The 11,297-nt window shown below is 69.3% G+C and carries 1 protein-coding gene; it reads left to right on the top strand.

Annotated elements, in window-relative coordinates; all coding sequences use genetic code 11:
• Nucleotides 1–11,297 (top strand): non-ribosomal peptide synthetase (locus tag NMG10_RS25505; RefSeq protein WP_254465348.1); only part of this gene is annotated, 11,297 nt, incomplete at both ends.

Here is an 11,297-nt window from a genome sequence, read left to right as displayed (position 1 = left end):
CTCGCTGCTGGCGGTGAGCCTGATCGAGCGCATGCGCAAGGCCGGGCTGGATGCCGACGTGCGCGTGCTGTTTGCCCAGCCGACCCTGGCCGCGCTGGCGGCCGCGGTGGGCTCCGGACGTGAAGTGGCAGTGCCCGAAAACCGTGTGCCGCAAGGCGCGACGCAGATCACGCCGGACATGCTCAGCCTGATCGACCTGGACCAGGGCAGCATCGACCGTATCGTCGCCAGCGTGCCGGGTGGCGCGGCCAACGTGCAGGAAATCTACCCGCTGGCGCCGCTTCAGGAAGGCATTCTCTATCACCACCTCAGTGCCGAGCAGGGCGACCCGTACCTTTTGCAGTCACGCCTGGCCTTCGACAGCATCGAGCGTTTGCGGGCCTGGGCTGCGGCCTTGCAACAGGTCATCGACCGCCACGACATCCTGCGCACCTCGGTGGTCTGGGAGGGGTTGGGCGAGCCAGTGCAGGTGGTCTGGCGCGAGGCCCGCCTGGCGGTCAGCGAAGTCACCGGGCTGGGCGAAAAGGCGGTAATCGAGCAACTGCAGGCCCGTTTCGATGCCCGCCAGCAACGCCTGGACCTGACCCGGGCGCCCTTGCTGCGCCTGGTCTATGCCGAGGATCCGCGCCAGGGCGAGTGGGTAGCCCTGTTGCAGTTCCACCACCTGACCCTCGACCACGCCGCCATGGCCGTGGTCGGCGAGGAGATGCAGGCGCTGCTGGACGGGCGTGGTGTCACGCTGCCTGCGGCGGTGCCGTATCGCAATTATGTTGCCCAGGTCTGCCTGGGCGACGATCAGGCTGGCCACGAGGCGTTCTTCCGCGCGCAACTGGGTGATATCGACGAGCCGACCCTGCCGTATGGCCTGGCCGATGTGCAGGGCGATGGCGGGCGCGTCGAACATGCTGCCCTGATGTTGCCGGCCACCCTGGCCCATGGTCTGCGCGAGCAGGCGCGGCAGCGCGGCGTCAGCGCCGCCAGCCTGGTGCACCTGGCCTGGGCCCGTGTGGTGGGCGTGCTGGCGGGGCGTCGCGACGTGGTGTTCGGCACCGTGCTGATGGGCCGCCTGCAAGCGGGCGAGGGCGCCGACCGGGCGCTGGGCATGTTTATCAACACCCTGCCATTGCGGGTGGATATCGCGCTGCCGGTGGACCAGGCGCTGCGCCTCACCCACCAGCGGCTGTCGGCCCTGCTCGGTCACGAGCACGCGCCCCTGGCGCTGGCCCAGCGTTGCAGCGGCGTGGCCGCTTCTGCGCCATTGTTCAGCGCTTTGCTCAACTACCGCCACAGCGCCGAGGGCGTCGCCCGCGATGGCGAAGGCATCTGGCAGGGCGTGCGCCTGCTGGGGGGGGAGGAGCGCAGCAACTACCCGCTGACCCTGAGCGTCGACGACCTGGGCGAGGGTTTCAGCCTGAGCGTGCTGGCCGCCGAAGGGCTGCCGGCGGCGCAGATCGGCGGCTGGATGGTCAATACCCTGGACCAATTGCTGCAGGCCCTGCAGCAGTGCCCGGGGCAAGTGGTCGCAGGCTTGCCGATACTGGATGACGAGGCTTCGCGCCAGGTGCTGGGGGACTTCAACGCCACGGCCGTGGGCTATCCGCAAGGGGAGACCGTGCACGCACTGGTCGAGGCCCAGTCGCCCGAAGCATTGGCCGTAGTACAGGGCGAGCTGAGTCTGAGCTATGGAGAACTCAATGAGCGCGCCAACCGCCTGGCTCATCATCTGATCGAGCGTGGCGTGGTCCTGGGCGACCGCGTGGCGCTATGTCTGGAACGTGGCCCGCAACGGTTGGTGGCGATGCTGGCCGTGCTCAAGGCCGGGGCGGCGTATGTGCCGATCGATCCGGGTTATCCGGCGCAGCGGATTACCTACCTGCTCAGCGACAGTGCTCCGGCGTTGGTGCTGGTCGAATCGGCCACCGAAGCGTTGGTCGGCGATGCAGCCAAAGTCATGCTGGATGGCGATGACTGGCTCGGCCACGCGGCCAGCAACCCTGTGGTTGCAGGGCTGGACCAGAATCAGCTGGCCTATGTGATCTACACCTCAGGTTCCACCGGCCAGCCCAAGGGGGTGATGGTCGAGCACCGCACCCTGGCCAACCTGATCCACTGGCATTGCCAGGCCTTCGAGTTGGGTGAGGGCAGCCACACCTCCAGCGTCGCGGGCTTCGGCTTCGACGCCATGGCCTGGGAAGCCTGGCCGGCACTGAGCACCGGAGCAGTGCTGCACCTGCCGCCGGCGTCCATCGGCGGCGAGCATGTCGATGAACTGCTCGACTGGTGGCTGGAGCAGCCGCTGCAAGTGAGCTTCCTGCCGACGCCGGTCGCCGAGCAGGCGCTGCGCCGCGAACGCCAGCACCCGACCCTGCGCACGCTGCTGGTCGGCGGTGATCGCCTGCGCCAGTTCGACCGCGATCCGGGCTTTGCGCTGGTCAACAACTATGGCCCGACCGAGACCACCGTGGTGGCGACGTCGGGGCAACTGCAACCGGGCGGTGCGCTGCATATCGGCAAGCCGACTGCCAACACCCGCGTCTATGTGCTGGACGAGCAACGCCAACCCGTACCGGTGGGGGTGACCGGCGAGCTGTACATCGGTGGTGCGCAGGTCGCCCGGGGCTATCTCAACCGGCCTGAACTGACCGCCGAGCGCTTCCTCGACGATCCGTTCAACGGCGGGCGGATGTACCGCACGGGCGATCTGGTGCGCTGGAATGCCGATGGCACGCTGGACTACCAGGGTCGCAATGACGACCAGGTGAAGATCCGTGGCGTGCGGGTCGAGTTGGGCGAGATCGAAGCCGCGCTGAAGGCGCAGCCGGGTATCGCGGATGCCGTGGTGCTGGTGCGTGACGAGCGTCTGCTGGCCTGGTTCACCGAAACCGCCATGGTCGATCTAGACATCTTGCGCCAAGGCTTGCAAACCAGCCTTCCGGGCCATTTGATAGCGCAAGCCTTTATCCGCCTGGACGAGTTGCCACTGACCAGCCACGGCAAGCTGGACCGCAAGGCCTTGCCGGAACCGGCCATGCTCACCGGCCAGGCCTACGCCATGCCGCAAGGCCCCGTGGAAACCACTATCGCGGCACTCTGGGCCGAGGTGCTGGGCGTTGCGCAGGTCGGTCGCCACGACAACTTCTTCGAACTGGGCGGTCACTCGCTGCTGGCGGTGAGCCTCACCGCGCGCCTGCGCCAGGCCGGTTTGCAGGCCGACGTGCGCACGTTGTTCGGCCAGCCGACCGTGGCGGCACTGGCGGCGACCCTGGGCCATGGCCGCCAGGTCGAGGTCCCGGCCAACCGGATTCCGGCCGGCTGCACCCAGATCACCCCGGACATGCTGCCACTGGTGGACCTTGAACCTGCCGCCATCGAGCGCATCGTCGCCACGGTGCCGGGCGGCGCGGCCAACGTGCAGGACATCTACCCGCTGGCGCCGTTGCAGGAGGGCATCCTCTACCACCACCTCAGCTCGCCGGAGCACGATCCCTATGTGCTGCAGTCGCGCATGGCGTTCGACAGCCCGGCACGCCTGGAGGCGTTCGCCAAGGCCTTGCGCCAGGCCATCAGCCGTCACGACGTGCTGCGCACCGCCGTGCTCTGGGAAGGCCTGGAGCAACCGCTGCAGGTGGTCTGGCGCGAGGCGCCACTGCTGGTCGCGCCGCTCGACGGCCACGACCTGCAACGCCTCGACCTGGCCCGGGCGCCGCTGATCCGCCTGCTGTATTGCGATGAGGCCGGCAGCCAGCGCATCGAGGCACTGCTGCAGTTCCACCATATCGTTCTCGACCACACCGCCCTGGAGATCATCGGCGCGCAGCTGCTCGGCTACCTGCAGGGCAGCGCCGTACCAGTGCAGGCCCCGGTGCCTTACCGCAACTACGTGGCCCAGGCGCGCCTGGGCGTCAGCCAGGCCGAGCACGAGGCGTTCTTCCGCGCCCAGCTGGGCGATATCGACGAGCCGACGCTGCCCTACGGCCTGAGTGATGTGCAGGGCGACGGCCAGGCCATCGAGGAAGCCCACCTCTGGCTGGACCAGACCCTGGCCGCGCGTTTGCGGCAACAGGCCCGGCAGCTGGGCATCAGCCCCGCCAGCTTGTTCCACCTGGCCTTCGCTCGCCTGTTGGCGGCCGTCAGCGGCACTGATCGAGTCGTGTTCGGCACTGTGTTGCTGGGCCGCCTGGAGGCCGGCGAAGGTGCCGAGCGGGCCTTGGGCATGTTCATCAATACCTTGCCGCTGCGCCTGGACCTTGCAGACCTCGACCTGCAGGACGCCGTACGCCTGACCCAGCAGCGCCTGAGCGCCTTGCTGGTGCACGAGCATGCGTCGCTGGCCCTGGCCCAGCGTTGCAGTGGCGTGCCGGCCCCGGCGCCGCTGTTCAGCGCCATGCTCAACTACCGCCATGGCCAGGCGGCGAGCGAGGCCCGGCGCCTGGAATGGCAGGGCATCGAGTTCCTCGATGGCCAGGAGCGCAGCAACTACCCGCTGAGCCTGAGCGTGGACGACATGGGGGAAGACTTCCGCCTGGTGGCAATGACCCCGGCGAGCGTCGGCGCCCAGCGGGTCTGCGGGCAGTTGCGGCAGGTGCTGCAGGGCATGGTGGAAGGTCTGGAGGCTCAGCCACGGCAAGCGCTGCTGGCGCTGCCGGTATTGCCGGACGATGAGCGTGAGCATCTGTTGCAGACCTGCAACGCCACGGCCCAGGCCGGCAATCTCGAACAGCCTGTCCAGGCGTTGTTCGAGCAGCAGGTGGCGCGCGATCCCGAGGCGATCGCCGTGCAGTCTGACGACGGACAACTCAGCTATCGCCAGCTGAACGCCGAGGCCAATCGCCTGGCCCACCACCTGATCGCACTGGGTGTGCGGCCCGACGACCGGGTGGCAATCTGTGTCGAGCGCGGCCTGCCGCTGGTGGTCGGCCTGCTGGCGATCCTCAAGGCCGGCGGTGCCTATGTGCCGCTGGACCCGGACTACCCGGCAGAACGTATCGGCCACATGCTCGCCGACAGTCAGCCGCGAGCGCTGCTGGTGCAACAAGGCACGCGGACGCTGGTCGGCGAAGCGGCGGTGCCGCAGGTCGATCTCGATCAGCCCAGCTGGGACGGGCAACCGGACAGCGACCCACGGGTGCCCGGGCTGAACGGCGCGCACCTTGCCTATGTGATCTACACCTCAGGTTCCACCGGCCTGCCCAAGGGGGTGATGGTCGAGCACCGCAACCTGGCCAACCTGGTGCACTGGAGTGCCCGCCGGTTCCCGGCCGGCGGCGCAGTGTTGCACAAGACCCCGGTGAGCTTCGACGCCTCGGTGTGGGAGCTGTTCTGGCCGTTGTGCAGCGGGCTGCGCCTGGTGCTGGCCAAGCCGGATGGCCAGCGCGACCCGCAGTACCTGGCCGGGCTGATTCGCCAGCAGCAGGTCGGCGTGGTGCAATTCGTGCCCGCGCTGTTGCAGCAGTTCCTCGACCAGGACGACAGTGCCGCCTGCGCCAGCCTCAGCGATATTGTCTGCGGTGGTGGCGAGCTGACCGAGGCCCTGGCCCGGCAGGTTCGCCAGCGCCTGCCGCAGGTGCGCCTGCATAACGTCTACGGCCCCACCGAGACCACGGTCGACTGCAGCGCCTGGACCCTGGAGCCCGGACAGCTGATTCCTGCCGGCGCGTTGCCGATTGGCCACCCCATCGACAACACCCGCCTGTACGTCCTCGATGCCCACGACCAGCCGGTACCCTGGGGCGTCGCCGGCCAGCTGCATATCGGCGGCGCCGGGGTGACGCGTGGCTACCTGGGGCTGCCGGAGCAACAGGCCGAACGCTTCATCGCCAGCCCGTTCGCCGAGGGTGAGTGGCTGTACCGCAGCGGCGATCGGGTACGCCAGGCCGCCGACGGCAGCCTGACGTTCCTTGGTCGTACCGACCACCAGATCAAGCTGCGCGGCCTGCGCATCGAGCCGGGCGAGATCGAGGCCTGCCTGAACCGCGTGGCCGGCGTGCGCGAGGCACTGGTGCTGGTCCACCGGCATCCACACGGCGGTGATCGCCTGGTCGCCTACCACCGTGGCGAGCCGCAGCCGGCTGACGCGCTGCGCCAGGCATTGCTGGCGCGGTTGCCGGAGTACATGGTGCCGGCGCTGTTCATCCACCTCGACAGCTGGCCGCTGACCCCCAATGGCAAGCTCGACCGCCAGGCGCTACCGCTGCCGGACGTGCAGGGGCGCCAGTATGAGGCGCCACAGGGCGAGACCGAGGCGCTGCTGGCCGAGATCTGGTCGCAGCTGCTGGGCGTGGAGCGGGTAGGGCGGCACGACAACTTCTTCGAACTGGGCGGTCACTCGCTGCTGGCCGTGACCCTCACCGCGCGCCTGCGCCAGGCCGGCCTGCAGGTGGATGTACGCACCCTGTTCGGCCAGCCGAGCGTGGCCGCGCTGGCGGCTACCCTGGGCCAGGGCGGCGCGGTGGTGGTGCCGGCCAACCGGATTCCGGCGGGCTGCACCCTCATCACCCCGGACATGCTGCCGCTGGTCGACCTGGAACCGGCCGCCATCGAGCGCATCGTCGCCGCGGTGCCGGGCGGCGCGGCCAATGTCCAGGATATCTACCCCCTGGCGCCGTTGCAGGAAGGCATCCTTTACCTGCACTTGAGCGCCGTGGGCGCCGACCCCTACGCCCTGCGGGCACGGCTGCGCTTCGACAGCCCGGCGCGGCTGCGGGTGTTCGCACAGGCCCTGGAGCAGGTCATCGCCCGGCATGACATCCTGCGCACTGCAGTGCTCTGGGATGGCCTGCCGCAGCCGGTACAGGTGGTCTGGCGCCAGGCGCCGCTGCAACTGGCGCCGCTCGACGACGCCCACCTGGCGCGCCTGGACCTTGGCCAGGCGCCGCTGATCCGCCTGCTGCATCGCACCGAACCGGGTGGCCAGCGGGTCGAGGCGGTGCTGCAGTTCCACCATATCGTGCTCGACCATATCGCCATGCAGGCGGTGCAGGCCGAACTGCGCGGCTACCTGCTGGGGCAGACCGAGCCGTTGTCGGCCTCGGTGCCGTACCGCAACTATGTGGCACAGGCGCGCCTGGGCGTCAGCGAAGCCGAGCACGAGGCGTTCTTCCGCGCCCGCCTGGGTGATATCGACGAGCCAAGCCTGCCGTTCGGCCTACGCGAGGTGCAGGGCGAAGGTCAGGCCCTCGATGAGGCCGAGGTGGAATTCGACGGCCTTCGCTATGGTCGCCTGCGCGACCAGGCCCGCCAACTGGGCGTGAGTGCCGCAAGCCTGGTGCACCTGGCCTGGGCGCGCCTGCTGGCGGTGGCCTGCGGCAAGGACCGCGTGGTCTTCGGCACCGTGCTGCTGGGCCGCCTGCAGGGCGGCGAGGGCAGCGAGCGGGCACTGGGCATGTTCATCAATACCCTGCCGCTGCGGGTCGACCTGGATGGGCTGGGCGTACGCGACGGCGTGCTGGCCACCCACCGCGAGCTGTCGGCGCTGCTGGTCCACGAGCACGCTTCACTGGCCCTGGCCCAGCGCTGCAGCCAGGTGGCCGCGCCACTGCCGCTGTTCAGCGCCATGCTCAACTACCGGCAGAGCACCCGCGCCGCGCCGCAGCCACAGGCCTGGGAGGGGATCGAGACCCTGGGCAGCGAAGGGCGCACCAACTACCCGCTGAGCCTCAATGTCGATGACTTCGGCGATGGCCTGCGCCTGGGCGTGCAGGTGTCGGCCCAGGTGGGCGCGCAGCGCATCTGCGCACAGATGCTGCAGGTGCTCGATGGCCTGCTGCTGGCGCTCGAGCAGCATCCGCAGCAGGCGCTGAACCGCTTGCCGGTGCTGAGTGCCGAGGAGCGGCGCCAGGTGCTGGTCGAGTTCAACGACACGGCGGTGGCGTACGACCTGGAGCAGACCCTGCACGGCATGATCGAGGCTCAGGTGCGACGCACGCCGCAGGCCATTGCGGTGAAGTCCGAGGAAGGCGTGCTGAGCTACCGCCAGCTCGACGAGCAGGCCAACCGCCTGGCCCATCACCTGATTGCGCTGGGGGTAAAACCCGACGCGCGCGTGGCGATCTGCCTCGAGCGCGGCCTGTCGATGGTGGTCGGCCTGCTGGCCATCCTCAAGGCCGGTGGCGCCTACGTGCCGGTCGACCCGGACTACCCGGCCGAGCGCATCCGCCACATGCTCGATGACAGCGCGCCGCTGGCGGTGCTGGTGCACGGTGCCACCCGCGACGTGCCGCAGGCGAGCCGCGCGGCGCTGATCGACCTCGACCGGCCGACCTGGCAGGCACAGCCGGCGCATGCCCCACAGGTGCCCGGGCTGACCCCGCGCCACCTGGCCTATGTGATCTACACCTCCGGCTCCACCGGCCTGCCCAAGGGCGTGATGAACGAGCACGCCGGGGTGGTCAACCGCCTGCTGTGGATGCAGGACGCCTACCGGCTGGGCGCCGGTGACGTAGTGCTGCAGAAAACCCCGTTCAGCTTCGACGTGTCGGTGTGGGAGTTCCTCTGGCCGCTGCAGACCGGCGCACGCCTGGTGATGGCGCGCCCTGGCGGGCACCGCGACCCCGAGTACCTGCGTGCGGTCATCCGTGAAGAGCAGGTCAGCACCTTGCACTTCGTACCGTCGATGCTCGATGTGTTCCTCGCCCATGGCGAAGTCCTGGTGCACCAGCTCAAGCGCGTGCTGTGCAGCGGCGAGGCCTTGCCCGGCAGCCTGGTACGGCGTTTCCATGCACAGCTGCCGACGGTCGAGCTGCACAACCTGTACGGTCCGACCGAGGCGGCGGTGGATGTCAGTGCCTGGCACTGCGTGACGGCACCGGACAGCACGCCGATCGGCAAGCCGATCGCCAATACCGCGCTGTACGTGCTGGACGCCCAGGGCCAGCCGGTACCGGTGGGTGTGGCCGGCGAGCTGTATATCGGTGGCGTGCAGGTGGCGCGGGGGTATCTCAACCGCGAGCAACTGACCGCTGAACGCTTCCTCGATGATCCGTTCTCGCTCAGGGCCGGTGGCCGGATGTACCGCACCGGCGACCTGGCCCGCTATCTGGCCGACGGCAACCTGGAATACCTCGGGCGCAACGACGATCAGGTGAAGATTCGTGGCCTGCGCATCGAACTGGGCGAGATCCAGGCCTGCCTGACCCGTATCGAAGGGGTCAAGGAGGCGGTGGTGCTGGCCCGCGAGCAGCGCCTGGTGGCGTACTACACCGGCGCCCGGCAGGCGCCGGACACGCTGCGCGCTGCGCTGCTGGGCCAGTTGCCGGAGTTCATGGTGCCGGCTTCCTTTACCCACCTCGAGGCGCTGCCGCTGAGCCCCAACGGCAAGCTCGACCGCAAGGCGCTGCCGCAGCCGGAAACCACGCAGCAGGCCTATGAGGCGCCGCAAGGCGAAGTCGAGACCCTGCTGGCGCAGCTGTGGAGCGAACTGCTGGGTGTGGCTAAGGTCGGTCGCCATGACAACTTCTTCGAGCTCGGCGGCCACTCGCTGCTGGCCGTGACCCTGACCGCGCGCATGCGCCAGGCCGGCCTGGCGGCGGATGTACGGGTACTGTTCGGCCAGCCGAGCCTGGCCGCGCTGGCGGCGGCGGTGGGCGGCGAGGCGACGCTGGAAGTGCCAGCCAACCGTATCCCGGCGGGCTGCACACGCATCACCCCCGACATGTTGCCGCTGGCGCGCCTGGAGCAGGCCGCGCTCGACAGCCTGGTGCAGAGGATTCCCGGCGGTGCGGCCAATATCCAGGACCTGTACGCCCTGGCGCCGTTGCAGCAGGGCATTCTCTACCACCACCTAGCCAGTGCCGAGGTCGACCCCTACGTACTGCAACTGAAGTTCGCCTTTGCCGGCGAGGCCGAGCTGGAAGCCTTCGTCGCGGCGCTGAACCAGGTCATCGCCCGCCACGACATCCTGCGCACCAGCGTGCACTGGCAGGGGCTCGACGAAGCGGTGCAGGTGGTCTGGCGCGAGGCGCGCCTGGACCTTGAGCCGGCACTGGACAGCCCGCGCCTGGACCTGGGCCGCGCACCGTTGATGCACCTGAGCAGCCATGTGCAACAGGGCCGCTTGCAGGCGACCCTGCTGCTGCACCATATCCTCCTCGACCACGCCGCCATGGAACTGCTGGTGGCCGAGGTCGGCGATGCGCTGCTGGGGCGCATGCCCGAGGGCGACAGCGTGCCGTACCGCAACTATGTGGCCCAGGCGCGCCTGCGTGACGACAGCCAGGCGCAGGAGGCGCTGTTTCGCGAACTGCTGGGCGATATTGACGAGCCGACCGAAGTGTTCGGTCTGCGCGGGGCGCTGGGCGATGGCAGCCACGTGCTCGACCACCGTGAGCGCCTGGACGAGCCACTGGCCCTGCGCCTGCGTCAGCAGGCACGGTTGCTGGGCATCAGCGTCGCCAGCCTGGTGCACCAGGCCTGGGGGCAGGTGCTGGCGCAGCTGTCAGGCCGCGAGGACGTGGTGTTCGGCACCGTGCTGCTTGGTCGCCTGCAGGGCGGCGAGGGCGCCGAGCGGGCGCTGGGCATGTTCATCAACACCTTGCCGTTGCGGGTCAGTGTGGGGGAGATGGATGTGGTCGACGGCGTGCGCCTGACCCACCAGCGCCTGGCGCGCCTACTGGCCCACGAGCAGGCCTCCCTGGCCCTGGCCCAGCGCTGCAGCGGCGTGCCGGCCTCCCAGGCGCTGTTCACCAGCCTGCTCAACTACCGCCATAGCGCGGCCTCCGGGGCGCAGCGCGCACAGGCCTGGCAGGGCATCGAACTGCTGGCCGCCCATGAGCGCAGCAACTACCCGCTGGTGGTCAGCGTCGACGATTTGGGTGACGGTTTCATCCTGACCGTGCAGGCGGTGCCGCAAGTGGATGGGGTACTGGTCTGCCAGCTGCTGCAGACGGCCCTGGCGCGGTTGGCCGATACCCTGGCGGACACGCCGGCGGCGCCGTTGAACCGTATCAACGCCTTGCCGGACGTCGAGCGCGAGCGCGTGGCGCGGCAGTTCAACGCGACCCGTCGCGACTATCCCCGCGACCTGCCCGTGCATGCCCTGTTCGAGGCGCAGGCCATGGCCAGCCCGGATGCACTGGCGGTGGCCCATGGCACGCGGCGCTGGAGCTACCAGGCGCTCGACCGGCAGGCCAGCCGGCTGGCCGGGTACCTGCTGGAGCAGGGGGTACAGGCGGGTGACCGCGTGGCCTTGCTGCTGCCTCGCTCGTTCGATCTGCTGGCGGCCCAGCTGGCCGTGAGCAAGTGCGCGGCGGTGTTCGTGCCGCTGGATGGCAATGCGCCGGTCGAGCGTCAGGCGTTCATGG

Origin of the sequence: Pseudomonas sp. DVZ6 (genome assembly GCF_024259445.1) — a bacterium.
In the GTDB taxonomy this organism is placed as follows: domain Bacteria; phylum Pseudomonadota; class Gammaproteobacteria; order Pseudomonadales; family Pseudomonadaceae; genus Aquipseudomonas; species Aquipseudomonas peradeniyensis.
This window is presented reverse-complemented; position numbering and strand designations above follow the sequence as displayed.